Below are 20,667 nucleotides of genomic sequence, written 5' to 3' on the forward strand. Positions count from 1 at the left end.
GGGAGTTCGCGTGACCTCGCCTCCGCGGACCGGCGCGTGCCTCAGCCGGTGCGGGCCGGACGGCGTCGCCCGGCACCGCACCGGCACCGCGCCGCGGGTTCAGTCGAGCATGAACCAGCCGCGTACCTGCGCCTCGTGGTCGACGTAGCGTTCGCCGGAGACGTCGACGACGACCTTGTCGATCGTCCCCCCGGTGAACGGGAACGGTCCCCGGTAGTCGGGCGTGACCGGTGAGGAGTCGTCGCGGCCCACGCAGATCCCGTCCCCGACGAGGCAGAACGAGCCGGGCTGGGTGACGATGTCGTCGCGGCCCACCTCCTGGTCGTCCATGTAGAGGGTGAGCGTGCCCGTCGCGCCGGGCATCGCGGGGTCGCTGCTGCGCCCGCTCGCCGCGAACTCCGCCGTGAACACGTGCCTGCCCGGCGGGATCTCCCGGTCGGCGTCCACCGTCTGCAGGCGGCTGCCCACCCAGTTGAACGCGTAGTGCAGGCGGTGGTCCTTGACGTACAGGCTGTGGCCGCCGGCCACGCCGCCGTGGGCGTAGAGGACGCCCTCGGCGTCGGCCGAGCCGACGTCCACCCCGGCGGCGATGGTGTACGACCGTCCGCTGGTGGCCACGCCGGACGCCTCCGGCACCGCCGCGGAGTCGGGGTAGTACACGTAGCGGTCACGCTCGGGGGTCCCGTGCGGCCGCTCGGCGAGGACCTGCTCCAGGGCGCTGCGGTCGTCCAGCGGCAGCCCGTTGTAGATGCCGGCGTAGTAGTACCAGAGGCTCTTGAGGGTCTCCAGGCGCTCCGGTTCCCGTGCGGCCAGGTCGGTGGACTGGGCGCGGTCGCGGGTGAGGTCGTAGAGCTCCCACACGTCGTGCGCGAACCCGCCCCAGCCGCTCAGCGGAGGGTGGACCGTGCAGGCCAGCCAGCCCTCGTGGTAGAGGGAGCGCTGCCCGAGCATGGCGTAGAACTGGGTCTGCCGGCCCGGCGCCTCCGGGTCGGTGAGCGAGGCCCGGAAGCTCTCGCCCTCGATCGGGTTCTGCGGGTAGCCCCTGACCGTCTCGGGCGGCTCGATGCCGAGCAGGTCGTAGAGCGTGGGGACGACGTCGACGGCGTGCACGTACTGCTGACGCACCTCGCCGCGGGCCCCGATCCCCGCGGGCCAGGCGACCAGGCACATGTCGGCGATCCCGCCCTCGTAGCCGGCCCAGCGCTTCCAGTACGGGAACGGCGTGTCGAACGCCCAGGCCCAGCCGGTGTTGTAGTGGTTGTACGAGGCCGGGCCGCCCAGCTCGTCGAGGTGTTCCAGGGACATCGCGGCCGGTGTGGACAGGCCGTTGAAGAACCGCCACTCGTTGAACGTGCCGTCCGGACCGCCCTCGCCGCTGGCCCCGTTGTCGGACACGGCCACGACGATCGTGTTGTCGAGCTCCCCGGCGGACTCCAGGAAGTCGAGCACCCGGCCCAGCTGGTCGTCGGAGTACGAGACGTATCCGGCGAAGACCTCCGCCATCCGGACGAACAACCGCCGTTCGTCGTCGCTGAGTTCGTCCCAGGGGCGCACGGTGTCGAGCACCGGCCACAGCTGACCGTCCGGTCCGTCCGCCGCGGGCTCGCCGTGCGGGTTGATCGGGGAGAGCCCGGTGTCCTCCGGAAGCAGTCCCATCTCCTTCTGGCGGCGCAGGATCCCGGGCCGGATCGCCTCGTACCCCTCGTCGAAGACGCCCTTGTACCGGTCGGCCCACTCCTTGAAGACGTGGTGCGGCGCGTGGGCCGCGTCGAGCGAGAGGTACAGGAAGAACGGCTTGCCGGGGTCGACGGCCTTGGCGTCCCGGACGAACTGGATGGCCTTGTCGGACAGGTCCTTCGCGATGTGGTACCCCTCCTCGGGGGTGGCCGGCGGGGCGACCGGGTGGTTGTCGTGGACGAGGTCGGGATACCAGCAGTTCGACTCGCCGCCGAGGAAGCCGTAGAACCGCTCGAAGCCGCGCCCGAGGGGCCAGCGTCCCTTGTACGCGGACAGGTTGGTCTCCTCGCCGGGGGTGAGGTGCCACTTGCCGACGCAGTAGGTGTTGTAGCCGCGCTCGCCGAGGACCTCGGAGAGGAACCCGTTCTCGAACGGGATGCGGGTCGAGATGCCGGGGAAGCCGGAGCTGAACTCGGCGATCGTCGCCATCCCGTTGGAAGTCGCGTTCCGGCCGGTCATCAGCGAGGCCCTGGTCGGTGAACACAGCGCGGTGGTGTGGAAGTTCGCGTAGCGCAGGCCCATGTCGGCGATCCGCGACATCGCCGGGGCGCGCACCGGGCCGCCGAAGCAGTCCATCGTCCCGTAGCCGACGTCGTCCCAGACGATCATCAGCACGTTCGGGGCGTTCTCCGGTGCCTTCGGCGCGAGGAACGGCGCCCAGTCCGGCTGCGCGTCACGGACGTCGAGGGCGATCTTTCCCCGGAAGGGCTTGGCCATGACGGTTCTCCCTCGCTGCCGTGAGCTGCCCCCGGTGCCCGGAGCCGGGCTGCCCGGAGCTGTCCCGAGCCGTCCCGGGGGCCTCGCCTTCCCCTCCACCCTGGGGGCGGGCGGACCGGCCCGCCTCACCCGGCGCGGGTGAGGCGGGCCGGTGACGTGCCGGGTGCCCCGCGCGGCGCACGGGCCTCAGCGGGGGGTGATCCGCCGCGGCCTGGGCGGTCCGGGGACGGGCCCGGTCTCGCGCAGGGCGCCGCCCGCGGCCGTGACGCGCTCGGTCCAGCGGCCGTACCGGTCGGCGAGGACGACGGCCGAGACGCCGTGCAGCAGCACGCTCAGCCCGACCGTGGCCGCGACCACCCGGCCGAGCAGGTCCGCCCCCTGGACGTGCTCCTCCAGGACCAGCAGCCCCAGGACGACGGACGCGAGGCCGCGGGGCCCGAACCACGCGAGATACCCGACCGTGGGCAGCCGCAGCCCGCTGCCGGCCAGCGCGAGGGCCACCGGCAGCATCCGGACGACGGTGAGGCTGAGCACCGCGTAGCCCACGATCCGCCAGCTCAGGTCCTCCAGCGTCGGACCGAGCAGCACCGCGCCGAAGACCAGCAGACTGACCGAGGCCAGCAGCCCGCCGAGGTGCTCGGTGAAGTCGGCGGTACGGCCGGCTCCCCCGGAGAGGCCGTCGTCCGCGGCGGCTCCCCGGAAGCGGCGCAGCGCGAAGCCGAAGGCGAACCCGGCGACCCAGGCGGCGATGAACCCGCTGCCGTCCACCACGACACCCAGCGCGTACGCCGCGGTGGCCACGGCGGGGACGAAGAGCTGCGCCCACTCCGGCGCGACCCACCCCCGCGCCTGGGCCGCCCGGAGCAGCCGGCCGCCGACCGCGCCGACCAGGAGGCCCAGCACCGTGCTCAGCACGAGCGCCCGCAGGAAGACGCCCTCCACTCCTTCCCGGGCGGCGGAGGTGCCCGGGATTCCGGCCAGGAAGAGGACGAAGAACGGCAGCACCATGCCGTCGTTGAGGCCGCTCTCCACGTTGAGTCCCTGCCGGACCAGGGGCGGGACCCGCGGACTGCTCATGGCGGTCTTGCCCAGGGCGGCGTCGGTCGGGGCGAGGACGGCGCCGACCAGCGCGAGTTCCCAGGCGGTCAGGCCGGGCAGCAGGGGCCAGGCCAGCAGCCAGCCCGCCCCGATGGTCAGCGGCAGTCCGATGCCGAGCAGCCGGCCCGGCAGGAAGCCGCCGGAGCGCAGGTCCCCCGGGCGGACGGCCATGGCGTCGGTGAACAGGACCAGGGCGAGCGCGGCCTCCAGCAGCGTGAGGATCGGCCCGGCGTCGTGCGCCAGGTCGAGGACCCCCAGCACGGCGGGCCCCAGGAGCACCCCGCAGCCGACGAACACGATCGCCGAGGACACCGGGGTGGAGGCCAGCCGCCGGGAGCCCAGCGCGTACGCCGCGGTGACGCCGGCCACCGCCACACCGGTCCAGGCTTCACCGCTCATCTCTTCATCTCTTCTTCATCTCTCCCGGCATCTCGTCATCTCTCCCGGCATCTCGTCATCTCTCCCGGCCCTCCCTGCTTCCGGCCCGTCCGTCCTCCCGGCCCGTCCGTCCTCCCGGCACGTCCTGCCGTCCGGCCCGTCCGCGCCCGGCATACAGGTGCACGCAGGCGCGCGCAGGTGCACGCAGGCGCGCGGCACGCCCGCCCGTGTCCGGCCGGCGGTGACCGGCCCTCCTCCCGTGGCGGGGCCGGCCTGCCGTAGGGCCTGTTTCGAACGTCCCGCCTGCCTGGCGGCGTCTGGCACGCACGCTCGCCGCGTTGTCGGGCTCGCCCCGATACATCCAGTATCGGGGCGACCCTCCGCCTTGCGATCGCACGCACCAGACGCCGCCAGGCCTGCCCTTCGGGCAGACGACGCTACTTTCGAAACACGCCCTAGAGCCCAGCGCACCAGCCGTCCGGCCCGCGGACCTCACCTGTCACGGGTGACCGTCGTTCCCGGCGCCCACCGACGGTGGCGGTGCCCGCCCGGCGTCCCGCCCCACGCCGTCGGCGCCGCCCGCCCGGTGCCGCGCGCTCGGTGCCGGGATCCCCCGGGGCGGCGGGCGGGGCGGCCGCCGCACCTCACCCCCGCCGGGTGACGCGCCCGCCGGGCGGCCGCCCCATCCTGGGCCGATGAACACCGTGGCGCTGCCCGATCCGACCGTCCGGCGCCGGCCGTTCCATCTGCTGGCCAAACCGGCCGGGGCGATCTGCAACCTGGACTGCACCTACTGCTTCTTCCTGTCCAAGGAGCTGCTCTACGAGGGCAGCAGGTTCCGTATGGCGGACGAGCTGCTGGAGGCCTACATCCGGCAGCTCATCGAGGCGCACGGCCCGGCCCCCGAGGTCACGGTGGCCTGGCAGGGGGGCGAGCCGACGCTGATGGGGCTCGACTTCTTCCGCCGGTCCGTGGCGTACGAGCGACGCCATGCCCGTCCCGGCCAGCGGATCGTGAACACCGTCCAGACCAACGGCACCCTCCTCGACGCCGAGTGGGCCCGCTTCTTCCGGGACAACGACTTCCTGGTCGGGCTCTCCGTGGACGGGCCCCGCGAACTGCACGACGCCTACCGGGTGGACAAGGGCGGCAGGCCCACCTTCGACCGCGTCATGGCCGGACTGCGGCAGCTGCGGGCCCACGGCGTACGGTGGAACGCCCTGACCACGCTGCACGACGCCAACGCCGGGCACGGCCGCGCGGTGTACGCCTTCCTGCGCGAGGAGTGCGGCGCCGAGCACGTGCAGTTCATCCCGATCGTGGAACGCGCCACCTCCGGTGACCTGCAGCGCGCCAACGACGGCTGGGGCACCCGCGCCACGGACCGGCCCCTGTACCGGCAGCAGGGCGACCGCGTCACCGACCGGTCGGTGACGGGGGAGCAGTACGGCCGGTTCCTCATCGACGTGTTCGAGGACTGGGTCCGCCACGACGTCGGCACGGTCTACGTGCAGATGTTCGATGTCGCGCTGGCCAACTGGTACGGGGAGCCGCCCTCCCTGTGCGTGCACGCGCGGACCTGCGGCGACGCCCTCGCCCTGGAGCACAACGGGGACGTGTACTCCTGCGACCACTTCGTCGAGCCCGCACACCTGCTCGGCAACATCGGCGACCGGCACCTGCTGGAGCTGGTCGACTCGCCGCGGCAGCGGAGGTTCGGCCAGGACAAGTACGACTCCCTGCCCCGTCAGTGCCTCGACTGCGACGTCCGCTTCGCCTGTCACGGCGGCTGCCCGAAGGACCGCTTCGACACCACGCCGGACGGCGAGCCGGGCCTGAACCACCTGTGCGCCGGCTTCCAGGCGTTCTTCCGGCACGTCGACCCCCCGATGCGCGCCATGGCCGGGCTGCTGCGCCGGGGGCTGGCCCCGGCGCAGATCATGCGCGGCTACGCGGAGGACGACGCCCGGCGGCCGCACAACGCGCCCTGCCCGTGCGGGGGCGGACGCAAGTGGGCCCGCTGTCACGGCAGGCCCGTCGCGGGGCGCGGGCGGCCGCCCGCCGGCTCCTGACGCCCCGGGGCGGGCCCCGCGCGCCCCGCGGCCCCGTGGGCCGCCCGCCGAACAGGCGGCCCACCGGCAGGGCGACGCTCCGGCGGGACGGCACTCCGGCAGGACGGCCCACCGGCAGGACGGTGCTCCGGCAGGACGGTGCTCCGGCGGGACGGCCCACCGGCAGGACGGCACTCCGGCAGGACGGCACTCCGGCAGGACGGCCCACCGGCAGGACGGCCCACCGGCAGGACGGTGCTCCGGCGAGGCGGTGCGCTGGGCGGATCGGGGCATCCTGCACTGTGCGAACGAGCGTGTCTGCGCGAGGGTCCGGGGCGGCTGCGGTAGTCGTCGGTACGTCCACGTCCGATCCGCCCGCCGTGGAGCCGCCCCATGCCCAAGCTGTCCCCCCGCCCCACCACCCGCAAGACCTGGCTCGGTGCCGCGGCCGTGCTCGTGCTCGCCGCCGTCAACGCCCCCGCGGTCGCGGGGTTCGCCCAGGAGGCGTACCACCGCTGGGAGATCGACCGGCCCGAGTACAAGCGGGCGCACGGCCACTGGGCGCTCGCCTCGCTGCCGGAGAAGTACCAGCTCAACTCCATCCACGCGGTCCTGCTGCACACGGGCAAGGTGCTGCTGATCGCCGGGTCGGGCAACGACGTGAAGCAGTTCGACGGCGGCGTGTTCCGCAGCACGCTGTGGGATCCGGCCGCCGACACCTTCAAGAAGATCGACACCCCCGCCGACCTGTTCTGCGGCGGTCACGCCCAACTCCCCGACGGCAAGGTCCTGATCGCCGGCGGCACCGCCCGCTACGAGGTGCTCCAGGGCGATGTGACCCGGGCCGGCGGCGCGATGCTGGTGAAGAACGAGAACCCGGACACGGCCCGCACCTTCCCCAAGGGCACGGTGTTCCGCTCACCGTCGGGGGTGGCCTACCGCTCCCAGTTCGACGTGCGGGTGCCCGCCGCCCGCAAGACCCCGACCGGGCGGGGCGGCGAGGTCGAGGTCACCGCCAGCGAGGCCCGGGTGTTCGTGGAGGCGGTGGCGGAGGGCCGGCAGGGCATCACCAACACCACCGAGCAGTACGCCATCGACGGGCTCAAGGGCAAGGACGCCGACAACTTCTACGGCATCGCCAACAAACTCGGACTCGACAAGAAGGACTTCCAGGGCATCAGGAAGGCCTACGAGTTCGACCCCGTCACCGAGAGGTACACCGAGGTCGGGCCGATGAGCGAGGCCCGCTGGTACCCGACCCTGACCACGCTGTCCGACGGCCGGGTGCTCGCCGTCTCGGGGCTGGACGACATCGGCCAGGTGGTGCCCGGCAAGAACGAGCTGTACGACCCCGCGAAGAAGACCTGGTCGCCCGCGCCCACCCGGTACTTCCCGACGTATCCGTCCTTCTTCCTGGTCGGCAAGCGGAAGATCTTCTACTCCGGCTCCAACGCCGGCTACGGCCCCGCCGACCAGGGCCGCACCCCCGGACTGTGGGACCTGACCGACAACACCTTCACCCCGGTGCGCGGCCTGGCGGACCCGGACGTGCTGGAGACGTCCTCCTCGGTGCTCCTGCCGCCCGCGCAGGACGGCAGGGTGATGGTGCTCGGCGGGGGCGGGGTGGGCGAGTCGCGCGCCGCGACCTCGCGCACCGCGATCGTCGACACCCGGGCCGGCAAGCCGGAGTTCACCCCCGGCCCCCGGCTGCCCGAGAACACCCGCTACCTCAACAGCGTGATCCTGCCCGACGACACCCTGTTCACCACCGGCGGCAGCAACGACTACCGCGGCAAGGGCGCCAGCGACATCCTCAGGTCCCAGATCTACGACCCGGCCGGCAACGCCTTCACCCCGGCCGCCGACCCGACCGTCGGCCGCAACTACCACACCGAGGCCCTGCTGCTGCCCGACGGCCGCGTCGCCGTCTTCGGCTCCGACCCGCTCTTCGCGGACCGGGCCGACTCCCGCCCCGGCCGTTTCGAGCAGCGCGTGGAGGTCTTCTCGCCGCCCTATCTGTACCAGGGCGACCGGCCCGGCCTCGCACTCGACGGCCCGGCCGACACCGAGCACGGCGGAAAGCTCGTCCTGCGCACCGCGGACCCGGCCGCGATCGACCGCGTCCGGCTCATCCGGCCCGGTTCGGCGACCCATGTCACCGACTTCGACCAGCGCTCGGTCGCCGCCGCCGTCACCGACCGCACCGGCAAGACCCTCACCGTCGGTGTCCCCGACGACCCGACGCTGGTGCCGCCCGGCTGGTACATGGCCGTCGCGGTGGACCGCGAGGGTGTGCCGTCCACCGCCGTGTGGGTGCACGTCGCCGGGGGAGCCGCGGCGTCCTGAAGCCGTTCGCCCCGGCCGCGCCCGCCCCTCCGGCGTACCGCCGCACCCTCGCCACCCGCCCCGGAGTGACGTAACTCACGTGAACCGCGGCAGATTTCGTCCGACTCGCTGACGGGTTCGGCGCGCTCAGCCGTACCTCCTGGTACAGCCCGCTGCTATCAGGAGCCCCCATGCCCCTCTCCCGGAACACGGTCGGCACCGCCTTCGTGTGCGGCGCCCTGGTGCTCACCCTCTCCGCGCTCGCCTACCCCGCGATGCTCGGCCTCGACAAGACGGCGAGCGACACCTCCCGGATCATCGCCAGCACCCAGTACGGTCCGCTGACCGAGGCGGACCGGGACTTCGTGGTGAAGGTCCGGGCAGCGGGGCTGTGGGAGTACCCGCTGGGCGAGATGGCGCTGGCGCGCGGGACGACGAAGGAGATGAAGGAGGCGGGCGAGCACCTGATCGTGGGGCACGAGGGACTGGACCGGATGTGCCGCGAGATCGCTCCCGAGCTGAACGTGACACTGCCCAACCAGGCCAGTCCGCAGCAGCAGCAGTTCGTGCAGACGGTGGCCGCCAAGAACGGCAAGGAGTTCGACTCCACGGCCGTGAACATCATGCGGATCACGCACGGGCAGATCTTCCCGGTGATCGCGAAGATCCGGGCCAACACCCAGAACACCCTGGTGCGCCGGCTGGCCGACCTGGCCAACGACACCGTCCTCGACCACATCACCGTGCTGGAGAAGACCGGGCTGGTCAATCACGACCAGGTGAACTTCCAGCAGACCACGCCGCCGAAGCTGCCCGAGGAGCAGCTCACGCCGCCCGCTCCGCAGCCCGGCTCACCGGTCGTGGTGCTCACTCCGCGCCCCGACCTGGACGTCGACACCGCCGCCCCGACGCCGAGCCCGGAACCGGCCGTCGGCTGAGCCGCACACCGGGGCCGAGCGCCGAACCGGGCCGGGCCGCACACCGGGGCCGAGCGCCGTACCGGGCGGCGGCGCGGACCCGGACCGGCCTCAGCGGCGCCGCGCGGGCTCGGGCGGACCGGTGCACGCGGGCTCCGCCGCAGGCGCGGCCGCGGGTCCGGTCCCGCCGAGGCGGAAGGAGCGTACGACGGCGGTCACACACCCGCCCACCAGCGCGAGGGCCCAGCCGCCCAGGTCGCGCCACGGCCTCGACCAGGACGCGTGGGCGTCGACCCCGCGCGGCGGCACCAGCCCCCGTACGTCGTGGACGACGGCGAGCACGTCGCCGGGCCGGGTGGCCCGCCCGCAGCCGCGCCGGATGCGGACGCCGAGCGGGACGCCGTCACGGTCGACGACGGAGCACAGGTAGCGGCCGCGCCCCGGCATCTCGCCCGGCCCGCCCTCCACGGAGGTGACGACCGTCGGCTCCACCTGCCCGCGCTCGGCGAGCACCATGTCCGCGGCCGCCTGCGGCGCCTGCAACGCGAGGCAGACACCGAGCACGGCGACGATGCCGACGAGGGCCCGCCCGGCCCGTACCGCGCAGAGGTGGACGGTGAGCGCGGCGGCACACAGCAGGCCGCCCTCGCCGTCGGCGAGGACGGGGACGCCGTACCAGACCCCGGCCAGAGTGAGCAGGACGATGGCGGCCACGGTGACACATCCGGCGAGCACCCCCTCGGCCACCAGCCACCAGGGCGGCAGCCCCATGAACTCGGCGGGCCCCCACACCATGGCGCGCAGATGCGCCGGCAGGTGCTCCTCGGGCGCGGGCAGGGGACGACTGCGACGGCGCACGCTCATCCCCTTCCGGCGTCTCCACGGCTCGGGCCACGGCCCTGCATTCTGGTCCCGACCGCGGACCGCCCGCGCGGCCTCCGGCCGGATGCGTACGAACGCCCCACCTTGCCGGGACCGGGCAACGAGCCCGCGCACCCCGGCTGCCTTGCATTATGCAAAGACCTGCGCGGGCACGGAAAACACGCCACCGGCCGCCCCCTCGCTCGGGGGGCCCGGACACCTCGGCGGCCCCGGGACCTCAGGCCCCGGAGGCCCGGCGGAGTGCGCCCCGGGGCGGGGCCGTCAGGAGTCCCGGCGGACGGGGAGGTCGGCCGCCCAGCCCAGCGGGTGACGCTCCACCTCGCCGGGTTCCGGTGCCGGGGGCTCTCCCCCGGCCTGGTTGAAGACGGAGAGGGCCTCGACGAGAGCCAGCCGCTGGGCCGGGCTCAGCCGCTCGACGACGGCGGCGATCTCGGTACGCCGCCGGGCGGTGACGACCTCGACGGTGCGCCGGCCCTCCGGGGTGAGGCGCAGCAGCGTCTCGCGGCGGTTGCCGGGGTTGGCCTGGCGGTCGGCGAGCCCGGCCGCGATGAGCCGGTCGACCATGCGCATCGCGGTGGACGGCGCCACCCGGAGCACCTCGGCGAGGGCGACCAGCTTGGTGGCGCCCCGGGTGGAGAGCACCACCAGCATCCGGAACTGCGGCAGCGTCACTCGCTCCTCGACCTCGGCGAGGGAACGAGCGGAGACCGCGACCAGCAGGCGGGAGGCGGTCAGCACCGCACGGGTCACCGCGTCGACGTCGTCCACCCCGCCGACCGTGTCCCCGGTGTCCGCCCCGCCCGCCCCGGCTCCGGTGCCGGCCACACCGGCCGCGTCTTCGGTGTCCGCCCCGCCTTCGGTGGCCGCGCCTTCGCCGGCGGCCGCGTCCGCCCCGGGTTCGGTGGCGGCCGCGTCCGCCGCTTCTGCTGCGCGTTCCGCGCCGTCCGGGTCGGCCGCGACGTCCGGGTCGGCCGGGTCGGCCGCGGCCACGTCGTCCACCGCCCCCACGGGGCGCTCGCGCTCGGCCATGAGTCCTTTGTACCTCGCGCGGGCCACCGGCTCCTCACCCGTGCGGAACGGCTTTTCCGTCCCCGTCCCCGTCCCCGTGCCCGTCCCCGTCCCCGTGCCCGTCCCCGTCCCCGTGCCGGTGGTACCTGAGCAGCAGCATCGCCGCGTCGTCGTGCGGCGGACCGCCCATGTGCTGGGCGAGGTCGCCGCGCACCGCCTCCAGCGCCCGGTGCGCGTCGGGGTCCTTCAGCAGGTGGGCCCGTTCCCCGAGCGGGTAGAACAGGCCGTCCTCGTTGCGGGCCTCGGTGACGCCGTCGGTGTAGAGCAGCAGCTGCGCGCCGGGCGGGAAGTCCACCCGGTAGGGCGTCGGACCGCCGCCGCCGTGCGCGCCGAGGCCGAGCGGCAGGGCGTAGGCGGGCGGCTGCGGGAAGTCGACGTCGCCGTCCCGGCGGACGAGCATCGGCGGCGGGTGGCCGTAGTTGAGGAACACCGCCTCGTGCCCGGTGCCGATCTCGGCGAGGATCGCGGTCACGAACTTCTCGCCCTCCAGTTCCCGGTCCACGCTCCGCTCCAGCCGCTCGCCGACGCCGAGGAGGTCGGGCTCGTCGTGCGCGGCCTCCCGGAAGGCGCCGAGGACGACGGCCGCCGTCTCCACCGCGGCCAGGCCCTTGCCCTGCACGTCGCCCACGATCACCCGGATGCCGTGCGGTGAGGCCACGACCTCGTACAGGTCGCCGCCGATGCGCGCCTCGGCGACGGCGGAGGTGTAGGACACGGCCGCCTGCAGCGGTCCCGCGCTCAGCGGCACCGGCCTGAGCAGCACGCGCTGGGCGACCTCCGCGATGGAGCGCACGCTGGCCAGCTCGCCCTCCCGGCGTGAGCGCGTCACGGCGGCCGCGATGCCGACCCCGGTCACACCGGCCACGGAGGCCATCGCGGTGAAGCCGCGCCGCTCCTCGAAGAGGCCGTCGTACAGGCCGAGCGCCACGCACAGCACCAGCGCGACCAGCCCGTACACGGCGGTCCGGCGCCAGCCGCCGACGAGTCCGGAGAACGCCGGTCCGAGCGAGACGAGCGGCAGGAAACCCACCCCGGGCCCGGCGACGATGTCCATGACCGCGACGACCGCCATGACCACGCCCGGCAGCCACGACAGCACCCGACGGCTCGACGCCGCGCTGTGGTCGGTCATGGCGCTCTCCAGAGGTCTCCCGGCTCTCGGGAGCCGCCTCCCGGCCCCGTAGTCGCCCCTCCCACCTTTAGACTATGCAAAGGTTGCCCGGACGAGACGGCCCTCCGTCATGGCCTTTACCCAATCGACGCCGAGAGCCGACGCTTCCGACCCACGGAAGGCGCTATGCCACGCAGAGAGACCGCATCCTCCCGGCCGGGCCCGCCCACCGGATGGCGGCGCCTGGTCGCCCGGCTGCCCGTGCTGTTGTTCCGGGCGGGCCTCGGGGGCCTGGCCGGGAAGCGGATGCTGCTGCTCCATCACGTGGGCCGGGTGAGCGGCCGGGACCGGGTCGTGGTGCTGGAGGTGGTCTCCCACGACCCGGCGGGCCAGAGCTGGGTGGTGGCCTCCGGGTTCGGGCCCGGCTCCGACTGGTACCGCAACCTCCGGGAGCAGCCGCAGACGGTGCTGCAGTTCGGCAACCGGCTCTACGCCGTCACCGCGCAGTTCCTGCCGTCCGAGGCGGGTGCGGACGTCATGGCCGACTACGCGCGCAGGTATCCGGGCACGGCCCGGCGGCTCTGCTCGTACCTGGGCCTGCCCTCCGACGGCAGCGAGGCGTCGTTCCGTACGGCGGGCGAGGCCATCCCCTTCGTCCGGCTCCAGGCCGCCGACGTGCACCGGCACGACCTGCCGGACCGGACCGCCCGGCCGTGACCCCCGGGCGCGCGTCATCCGGCCTCCCCGGTGCCGGTGGGGCGGCGGCCGGCCCCGCCCCCGCCGCTCCCGGCCCGGGGGCCGCCGGTCCGGGAACCGTCGGTCCAGGAACCGTCGGTCCAGGAACCGTCGGTCCAGGAACCGTCGGTCCGGGAACCGTCGGTCCGGGAGCCGTCGGCGCAGGCCGCGAGGCGGCGCCGGTCCCGGCGGCACAGGACGGACGTGGCGGCCGCGACGATCAGCACGGCGGCGGCGAGCGGCACGAGGAAGGGCGTCACGGGCGCAGCCTCCGTCCCGCGGCGGCGGGCGGCGCCGGCCGTCCCGTCGCGGCGGCCTCTCCCCCGCTCCGATCGCGGCGGGCGGTACCGGGTCCGGCGTTCACGCGTGCTCCTCTCGTCCGGCGGCGGGCCGGCCGTGCGGGGTGGCGAGCAGGGTGCGGGGGTCGACGGCGCGGGTGATGGCGGCCTCGACGGCGGCTACCCGGTCGGCGAGCAGGCCGAGAGCGGCGACGGCCCGGGTGAGGGGGTCGTTCTCGGGGCCGCCGAGGGTCTGCGCGCGGACGTGCGCGGCCGTCAGCTCGGCCCAGCGGGCGGCCTGCGCGGCGGTGAGGGTGCCGCGCAGCGCGGCCAGCTTCAGCAGGTTGGCCTCGGCGCCGGTGGTGAGGGTCTGGGCCTCCGCCGTGTAGTGGTCCTCGACCAGGGCGGACAGCTCGGCGGCGTTCATCACGGGCTGGATGCGCTGGGCGATCTTGTTCATGTTGCGGTACGAGCCCTGGAGCTGGAAGGGCGGCTCGGTGCGGGTCCCGTCCGACTGGGCGGCCGAGGCGATGTACGCCGCGTTCACCGCGAGGACGGTCTCCCGCGCCGCCAGCAGGTGGCCGAGCACCGCGGTGATCCGCTCCAGCTCGGCGGGCGCGTACGGGTGGGACAGCCGGTCGGCGCGGACGGAGGTGTCGCCCCCGGCCAGGCGCAGCAGCAGCTCCAGGTCGGCGCGGTCGCGGCCGGCGAGCGGGGCGAGGTGGGCGTTGGCGGTCAGGGCGTTCTCGACGAAGCTGAGCCGGAAGGCGTCCTCCTTGCCGGTGAGCACCTCGCCGAGGTTCCACACGTCGGCGCGGTTGGCGAGCATGTCGGGGACCCGGAAGCGGCCGCCGGACTCGGTGTAGGGGTTGCCGGCCATGCACACCGCGAACCGCTTGCCGCGCAGGTCGTAGGTGCGGGGCCGGCCGTCGTGCACGCCCTCGACGCGGCGGGTGGCGTCGCACAGCGGGATGAACTTCTGCAGGAGTTCGGGCGAGGTGTGCTGGATGTCGTCCAGGTAGAGCAGGGTGTTGTTGCCCGCCTCCAGCGCGAAGTTGATCTTCTCGACCTCGCGCCGGGCGGTCGCGTCGGGGGCCTGGGCCGGGTCCAGCGAGGTCACCGCGTGGCCGAGGGCGGGGCCGTTGACCCGGACCAGGAGCAGGCCGAGGCGGTCGGCGACGTACTCCATCAGGGTCGTCTTGCCGTAGCCCGGCGGGGAGATGAGCAGCAGCAGGCCGCCGGTGTCGGTGCGCTTGGACTCGCCCGTGGTGCCGAGCTGCTTGGCGAGGCTGTCGCCGATGAGCGGCAGGTACACCTCGTCGACGAGCCTGCTGCGCACGAAGCCCGGCATCACCCGCGGCCGGTGCTCCTCCAGCCGCAGCCGGTCGCGGGCGGCGGCCACGAGGGCGGTGCGGCGGCGCTGGTAGGCGCGGTGGGCGGGGGCCTCGTGGGTGCGGAACTCCTCGGTACGGGCGAGGAGTTCGTCGATGCGGACGGTGAGGGTGCGGCCCTGGACGCGGGGGTGGCTGCCGAGCAGGCCGGTGACGGTCTCGGTGAGGGCGGCGTCCCAGGTGTAGCGGGGCAGGTCCGGGCAGAGTTCGGCAGCGACCGCCTCGGCGAGGTCGCCGGGGGTGAGGTCGGTCCCGGTCGCGGTGGCGTACGAGGTGAGCCAGGCCTCGACGAGCTGCCGGCGGGCGGGCAGGCCCCCGGCGTCGGCGAGGGCGGCGAGGTCGTCGTCGTAGGCGGAGGTGCCGACGGCGCGGCGGAACTTGTCGAGAAGGGTGCGGGTGCCGGCGGCGAGGACGAAGCCCTCGGGGCCGCGGGTCAGCTCCTCGAAGAGGTAGGCGGCCGCGGCGGGCGACCCGGTGGCCGCGGCGAGTTCGGCCTCCAGGTCGGCGATGGCGGGTGCGAGCCCGAAGGTGTCGCGGGCCCGCGCCAGGGAGCGGGCGCGCCGGGTGAGGACGGAGCGCTCCCCGGCCGTGGTGCCGTGCGCCCAGTGCAGCTGGGCGGCGGCGCGGGCGGCGGGCTCGTGCCGCAGCGGGCCGGCGCCATCGTGCAGGCGCAGCAGCGCGCCGAGGATCAGGGTGGCGTCGTGGTCGTGGACGCCGCGCTCGTGGCCCTCGTCGTACGCGGCCTCGGCGGCCTGCCGGACCAGGGCGGGCAGGTCGTCGGCGGCGGCGAGGGCGGCCGGGCCGTGCTCGTCGAGCAGCCGGGCGGCGAGGTGTTCGGCGCGGTAGACGGCGGGCGACTCCGAGGGGAGCGGGCGCTCCCAGTAGGGGCGGGTCGCGGCGAAGTCGGGGTCGGTGACCGGGGCGCGGTAGTCGGTGCCGGTCAGGGCGAAGGCGAGGTGTTCGCCGTGCGGGACCAGGGTGAGGTCGAGCGGCTGGGTGTTGACGGCGAAGCGGTGGGCGCCCAGCCGCAGTGTGCGGCCGTCGTCGGCGTACAGGTCGGTGCGGTCGCGCAGGGTGCGCAGGGCCTGCTGGCGCGCGGACTTGAGCCGGCCGTCGAGTTCCTCGGCCCGCACCTGGTCGCCGAGTTCGCGCAGCTGCCCGGCGAGGCGGCGCACCTTGGCGGGCATCGGGTCGGAGGTGAAGTACGTGCTGACGGCGTCGGCGTCGGCGAGCGCGGACGCCCGCCGGGTGACGGTGGTGAGGACGCGGGCCGCGGAGTCCGCGAGCCGGGCGGCGCGGCGGGCGCGGTCGTCGGCGAGGGTCTGCCGGCGGCCGGAGAACGCCTCGTGGATCTCGTCGCGCCGGTCGGCGAGTTCGGTGAGGAAGTCGTCGGACTCGGCGAACCGCGACTCCAGGTTCTCGATCTGGACGAGCAGCCGGGACAGGTGCTCGTCGCAGTCCTCGGGGGTGTGGGCGGCGGCGAGGGCGCCGGTGACGGCCTGGCCGAGCAGGGCGGACTCGGCGGCGAACTCGGCGCGGCCCTCGCTCTCGCCGAGGTGGCGGCGACGGGCGTCGAGGGTGGCGCGGGCCCGGTTGACCCCGCCCAGGACCTCGGCGATCCGCTCCAGGACGGCGGTGCGGACGGTGGCGTCGGCGATGTCGAGTCCGGCCACGACCTCGGTCACCGTGCGCAGGCCGTCGGCGTGTTCGTCGAGGCGGGCGGCGACGGGCGCGGCCTCGGCGACGGTGCCGATCGCGTCGGCGGCGGCGGCGAGTCGCTCGATGTCGGTGCGGTGTCCGGCGAAGGCGTCCTCGTCGGCCAGGTGGCCGACGGCCCGCCGGCCGAACGCGGCGAGGTCGGCCTCGGCGGAGGCCGCGAGGGCGTCGATGCGGGCGGTGTCCGCGTACCGCATGTCCTTCAGGGTGAGCAGATGCCCCTGGGCGTGGCGGAGTTCGGTGAGTCCGGCCACCCAGGCGCCGGCGTCCCGCGGGGTCTCGCCGCGCAGCCGCCGGACGACGGCGGCGACCCGCGCCTCGGCCTCGGTGAGGGCGTCGGCGGCCTGCCGGGTGAGGTCCTGCACGGCGGTGAACTCGGCCAGCACCTGCTCGGCGGCGGCCCGGACCTCGGCGAGCGGCTCGTGCAGGGCTCCGAGACCGGGCTCGGCCAGCCAGTGGCAGGAGTCGGCGACCCGTACGCAGGCCGCGGCGAGCTCCTCGTACACCTCGCGGGTGGGGGTGGTGTCGGCGACGGCGCGGGTCAGGGAGAGGCAGTCGGAGATGCCGCGGACCAGGTCGGCGTTGCCGACGCGGGCGAGGGGCCCGGTGCCGGCCGGGCGGGCGGCGGCGAACGTGTCGGAGACGAACGGGGAGTCCCAGCGCTGCACGGGGTGCACGCGCTGCGGCTCGGTGCCGTCGGCGCGCAGGGCGAGCAGGGCGCCGTCGTCGAACAGGGCCCAGCCCTGGCAGGTCAGCGGGGCGGCGACCTCCTTGCGGATCACGTTGTACGGCAGCAGCAGGCCGCGGCCGTCCCGGCGGGCGCGGAAGGCGAACAGCACGTCCTCGCCGTTCGGGGAGCGGACCGTCCGCTCGAACTCCAGGTCAGCGGTGTCGACGCCGTCGAAGGTGCGGTGCGTGCCGGTGGCCAGGCAGTAGCCGCCGGGGAAGACGACGCCCTGGTCCTCGGGCAGCCGGCGGCAGGCCTGTCCGATGCCGTCGAGGCGGACGACCGCCTTGGTGAGGGTGTTGAACACCAGGTGGCGGTGGGTCACCTCCTTGTACGGCAGGACGTCGAGCAGGATCAGGGGGCCGACGCGGGCGTAGGAGACGTCCGCGTCGGCGAGCGACTGGAGCGGCTCGTCGACGGGCTCGCTGTAGCCGGCGCCTGTGCCGGTGCTGCCGGTGCTGCCGGTCGCGCCGGGGACGGTGCCGCTTCCCGTCCCGGTGCCGGAGCCGGTGCCGGAGCCGTCGGCCACGGCCCCGCCGCCGGAGCCGCCGGCCGCGCCGCCTCCCGGACCGCCCGGACCGCCCGGACCGCCCGGACCGGAACCGGCCTCCCCGGCGCCGGTGCCGGGGACGACGGCCTCCGCCGCGCGGACGGTGAGGGTGCCGCCCACCGTCGACACGGCCACCTCGCCGTCGACGAGGACGTACGGGTGCCGGCCCGGCACGTGGTCCTCGCGGGTGGTGGGCGTCCAGGTGAAGTCGTGGGAGGGCGGCTGGACGTGGTCGCGGTCGCCGCGGGCGTCGAGGAAGGACACCTGCCCGTCGGCGGTGACCGACCAGCGCAGCACCCGGATGTCGGCCAGGGCCTCGCCGGTGCGGAACACGGCCAGCAGCCGGCCCTCGACGCGGTGCAGCCGGACCAGCCGGGCCTGGTGGAAGTAGCGGTGCAGGGCGGTGAACTCGCGGACGAAGTCCGGGTCGTCGAGCAGGCCGGGCACGGCGTCGTCGGGCAGCCGCTCCAGGGCGGCCCGGTCGTACAGCGCGAACACGTCGCCGGGGCCGGTGTCGGCACCCCGGCCGGGCACGGTGCCGTAGCCGAACAGCAGGGCGTCGCCGACGGCCACGACCGCGCGGGGCAGGGCCGCGGAGGCGGTGCGCAGCCGTTCGGTGCCGGCCAGCTCCAGCCTGAGCGAGCCGAACTCCTCGACGCGGCGGGCGTTCAGCGCCTCTGCGCGGCGGGCGAGCTCGGCCGCCTGCGCGGTGAGCCGGTCGCGCAGCACCTCGTACAGTCCCGTGTCCAGGCCGGTGGTCATGGGGTCCCTCTCAGGAAGTCGGAGAAGTACGGTCCGGAGCTGCCGTCCCCTGTGCGGCAGCTCCGGACCGTCGTCGGTCAGCGCCGTGCGCTGCCGTTCAGGGCGGCGAGCGAGGTGTCTGCGAGCCCCAGCTCGCCCGCCTTGCTGAGGAGTTGCTTCAGGGCGCCGGAGTCCGCGCCGCCGCTGTGCATCAGCTTCATCAGCAGCGCGGACACGGTCAGGTTCTGCACGTCGGACGTGGAGACCGAGCCGAGCATCCGGCCGAGGTCCTCGGTGAAGTCCGCGGAGCCGTCCAGCCAGGGCCGCGCGAGGGACTGCACGGTCTCGGAGTGCTGGACGAACCCGTCCACGCCCTTGCCCAGCGAGATCGCCCCGACCAGCCGGTCGAAGAAGGCGGACTCCCCGCCGACGATGTCGATGTCGGCGTTCTCCAGCCCGGTCGCCAGCACCGTGGCCTGCGCCTCGGCGACCTGCCGCTGCACGTCCAGCCCGGCCAGCCGGATCTCCTTCTCCGCCTCCAGCCGCAGCCGGTACTCCTCGTGGCCCCGGGACGCCTCGTCCAGCGCGGCCATCGCCGCCGCCTTCTCGGTCAGGCCCGCCGCCTCCGCCTTCAGCCGGCTGCTGACGCCCTCCGCCTCGGCGAGCGCCTTCGCACGGGCGCCCTCCGCCTCGGCCCGCATCCGCGCCCCGGCCGCCTCGGCCTCCGCACGGCCGGCCTTCTCGATGACGTCCGCCTCCTTGTCGCGGACCCGGACGGCCGCCAGTCCCTCGGCGGCGGCCTCCGCCTGGACGCCCTCGGCGATCCTGAGCTTGGCCTGCGCGTCGAGGTCGGCGCTCTTCAGCCGGGCCTCGGCCAGGGTGAGCTCCTCCGCGGCCCGGTGCACCGCCGCCTGCTCGGCGGCCTCGGCGGCCTTGATGTCCTTGACCAGCTTCTCCTGCGCCTCCGCCTCGGCGGCGATGACCAGCGCCTGGCGCTCCCGCTCCGCCTCCTCCACGGCACGCAGCCGCTTGATGGACTCCTCCTGCTCGGCGACCGTACGGTCCACCGCCACCCGCTCCCGGATGACCTCGGCGATCTCCCGCTTCTCCGCCTCGACCTCCTTCGACGCGGCGATCTGGGTGAGCTGCGTCTCCCGGTCGCGGGCGATGACCTCCAGCTGCCGGTCCTTCTCGATCCGCTCGTTCTCGACGGCGATGACCCGCTCGCGGTTCTTCTGCGCCACCGCGACCTCGCGGGCCTGGTTCTCCCGCTGCACACCGAGGTGCTCCTCGGTCTTCAGGAACGCGGACTGCGCGCGCAGCCGCTCCTCCTCGACCACCCGGGCCGTCTCGGCCTCCTCCCGCGCCCGCACGGTCTCGATCTCCCGGCGCTGCTTGATCTCCGCGTCCGTCTGGCGCCGTTCGAGTTCCAGGATGGCCTCGCGGGCGTCGACGTTCTGGCGGGTGATCTCCTTCTCCTCGGTGCGCTGCGCCTCGTTGGTGCGCACGTGCTCCACGGCCGTCAGCTCGGTGATCTTGCGGATGCCCTGGGCGTCGAGGACGTTGGACGGGTCGAGCTGGCCGACCGGGGTCTGCTCCAGGTAGTCGATCGCGGCGTCCTCCAGGTGGTACCCGTTGAGGTCGACGCCGATGACCTCGATGATCCGGTACCGCAGCTCCTCGCGCTTGGTGTAGAGGTCGGTGAAGTCCATCTGCTTGCCGACCGTCTTCAGCGCCTCGGAGAACTTCGCGTGGAACAGCTCCTGCAGCGTCTCCCGGTCACTGGCCCGCGCGGTGCCGACCGCCTGCGCCACCTTCACGACGTCGTGGACGGTCTTGTTGACCTTGACGAAGAACGAGATGCGGATGTCGGCGCGGATGTTGTCCCTGCAGATCAGCCCCTCCTTGCCGGCCCGGGTGATCTCGATGGTCTTCACCGAGATGTCCATCAGCTCGGCCCGGTGCAGCACCGGCAGCACGACCTGCCCGGTGAAGGTCACGTCGACCTTGCGCATCTTGGAGACGATCAGCGCCTTGCCCTGCTCCACCTTGCGGAACAACCGGGCGACGACGGCCAGGAGCAGGAGGCAAACGAGCAGGCCGATGCCCAGGGTGACGAAATCCATGAGGGGTCCTCGAAGTCTGCGGGAAGGGACGCCTCGGCGAGGAGGCGGGGCGGCCCGCGCGAGGGCGGGCCGCGGCGTCCTGGAGTGACGCCTGGCGGCGGATCAGCCGCGGGCGGGGC

Annotated in this window: 12 protein-coding genes; 4 read left to right on the plus strand and 8 right to left on the minus strand. The window is 74.4% G+C overall.

Features of this window, described 5'->3' with window-relative positions; translation table 11 throughout:
• Positions 1 to 99: 99 nt before the first annotated feature.
• Both AC5K6T_RS21355 and AC5K6T_RS21360 read right to left on the minus strand, forming a co-directional pair.
• Positions 100 to 2,454, minus strand: a complete 2,355-nt coding sequence (locus AC5K6T_RS21355) for an arylsulfatase (protein WP_493211323.1) — start codon at positions 2,452 to 2,454, stop codon at positions 100 to 102.
• Positions 2,455 to 2,640: 186 nt separating this feature from the next.
• Positions 2,641 to 3,951 carry a cation:proton antiporter gene (locus tag AC5K6T_RS21360; protein ID WP_493211325.1) on the minus strand — a complete coding sequence of 437 codons (1,311 nt, stop codon included), beginning with the start codon at positions 3,949 to 3,951 and terminating at the stop codon, positions 2,641 to 2,643.
• A gap of 674 nt (positions 3,952 to 4,625) precedes the next feature.
• Between AC5K6T_RS21360 and AC5K6T_RS21365 the strand changes: the two genes are divergently transcribed.
• The 3 genes from AC5K6T_RS21365 (at position 4,626) to AC5K6T_RS21375 (ending at position 9,244) form a co-directional block, all read left to right on the plus strand.
• Positions 4,626 to 6,002 carry an anaerobic sulfatase maturase gene (locus tag AC5K6T_RS21365; protein WP_493211327.1) on the plus strand — a complete coding sequence of 459 codons (1,377 nt, stop codon included), beginning with the start codon at positions 4,626 to 4,628 and terminating at the stop codon, positions 6,000 to 6,002.
• A 372-nt stretch (positions 6,003 to 6,374) separates the two neighbouring features.
• The gene (gene glxA / locus AC5K6T_RS21370) at positions 6,375 to 8,327 is read left to right on the plus strand and encodes a radical copper oxidase GlxA (protein ID WP_493211328.1); all 1,953 of its coding nucleotides are present in this window, start codon (positions 6,375 to 6,377) and stop codon (positions 8,325 to 8,327) included.
• Between the two features lie 170 nt (positions 8,328 to 8,497).
• The gene (locus tag AC5K6T_RS21375; RefSeq protein ID WP_493211329.1) at positions 8,498 to 9,244 is read left to right on the plus strand and encodes a DUF4142 domain-containing protein; all 747 of its coding nucleotides are present in this window, start codon (positions 8,498 to 8,500) and stop codon (positions 9,242 to 9,244) included.
• A gap of 90 nt (positions 9,245 to 9,334) precedes the next feature.
• On the opposite strand, the gene AC5K6T_RS21380 is transcribed toward AC5K6T_RS21375, so the two are convergent.
• The 3 genes from AC5K6T_RS21380 to AC5K6T_RS21390 all read right to left on the minus strand — a co-directional run bounded on the left by AC5K6T_RS21380 (position 9,335) and on the right by AC5K6T_RS21390 (position 12,305).
• The gene (locus tag AC5K6T_RS21380) at positions 9,335 to 10,087 is read right to left on the minus strand and encodes a hypothetical protein (RefSeq protein WP_493211330.1); all 753 of its coding nucleotides are present in this window, start codon (positions 10,085 to 10,087) and stop codon (positions 9,335 to 9,337) included.
• Between the two features lie 279 nt (positions 10,088 to 10,366).
• Complete coding sequence (locus tag AC5K6T_RS21385; protein WP_493212161.1) at positions 10,367 to 10,873, minus strand: MarR family winged helix-turn-helix transcriptional regulator; 507 nt, start codon at positions 10,871 to 10,873, stop codon at positions 10,367 to 10,369.
• 295 nt (positions 10,874 to 11,168) lie between these two features.
• Positions 11,169 to 12,305: a PP2C family protein-serine/threonine phosphatase gene (locus AC5K6T_RS21390; protein WP_493211331.1), complete on the minus strand. Its 1,137-nt coding sequence runs from the start codon at positions 12,303 to 12,305 to the stop codon at positions 11,169 to 11,171.
• A gap of 165 nt (positions 12,306 to 12,470) precedes the next feature.
• Between AC5K6T_RS21390 and AC5K6T_RS21395 the strand changes: the two genes are divergently transcribed.
• Entirely contained in the window at positions 12,471 to 13,001 is a 531-nt protein-coding gene (locus tag AC5K6T_RS21395) for a nitroreductase family deazaflavin-dependent oxidoreductase (RefSeq protein ID WP_493211332.1), read from the plus strand.
• A gap of 14 nt (positions 13,002 to 13,015) precedes the next feature.
• Here the strand turns inward: AC5K6T_RS21395 and AC5K6T_RS21400 are convergent, their stop codons facing one another.
• The 3 genes from AC5K6T_RS21400 to AC5K6T_RS21410 form a co-directional block, all read right to left on the minus strand.
• Entirely contained in the window at positions 13,016 to 13,279 is a 264-nt protein-coding gene (locus AC5K6T_RS21400) for a hypothetical protein (protein ID WP_493211333.1), read from the minus strand.
• A gap of 100 nt (positions 13,280 to 13,379) precedes the next feature.
• Positions 13,380 to 18,443 (minus strand): DNA repair ATPase, encoded by a 5,064-nt coding sequence (locus tag AC5K6T_RS21405; RefSeq protein WP_493211334.1) that lies wholly within the window; start codon positions 18,441 to 18,443, stop codon positions 13,380 to 13,382.
• 77 nt (positions 18,444 to 18,520) lie between these two features.
• A complete protein-coding gene (locus AC5K6T_RS21410; protein WP_493211335.1) occupies positions 18,521 to 20,548 on the minus strand; it encodes a flotillin family protein in 2,028 nt (675 codons plus the stop codon).
• Positions 20,549 to 20,667: the final 119 nt, after the last annotated feature.

The sequence above is a fragment of the Streptomyces sp. B8-7 genome, assembly GCF_058833805.1.